This window comes from Aminobacter sp. P4_D5, from assembly GCF_056401815.1.
Window position 1 is genome coordinate 1 of sequence record NZ_JBFUIP010000958.1, and the last position, 619, is coordinate 619.

Consider the following 619-nt stretch of genomic DNA (forward strand, 5'->3'; position numbering starts at 1 on the left):
CTCGGGCTCGGGCTCTCGCTCGGCGTGGAGGTCTGGCGTGCGGAGGCCCCGAGTGTATGAGCGTTGGGGCAAGCGCGGCTTCGATGTGATCGCGGCGTCGCTGCTGCTGGTCCCGGCGGCGCCGGCCATGATCGGGGTCGCGATTCTGGTGCGTGTGTGCCTCGGATCACCGGTCCTGTTCCGGCAGCGGCGTGCGGGGCGCGGCGGTGTGCCCTTCGGGATTCTGAAATTCCGCACGATGCGCGAGGGGCCGGGCGACGATGCGGATCGCCTCACGCCATTCGGGCGCCTCCTGCGCGCGACGGCACTCGACGAGCTGCCGCAGCTCGTGAATGTCCTGCGTGGCGAGATGAGCCTGGTCGGCCCGCGTCCGCTGCTGCCGGAATATGCGGCATACTACACGACGCGGCAGGCGACGCGGCTTTCGGTGCGACCGGGCCTCTGCGGCCTTGCGCAGTCCAAGGGCCGCAACGGCGTCCCCTGGGAGGAGCGGCTCGAATGGGATGCGCGCTACGTCGAGCGCATCACCTCCGCGGGCGACCTGCGCATCCTATGGGACTGCCTGCGCGTGCTGTGCCGCGGCCAGGGAGTCGCCATGCCCGGCCGCGCCACCATGGCC

General features: G+C 71.4%; 1 protein-coding gene. It reads left to right on the forward strand.

The genetic code is table 11. The annotated features are described in order from the left end of the window. Positions 1 to 52 precede the first annotated feature (52 nt). On the forward strand, positions 53 to 619 hold a 567-nt coding region (locus AC1DWF_RS36055), incomplete at its 3' end, for a sugar transferase (RefSeq protein ID WP_476843248.1).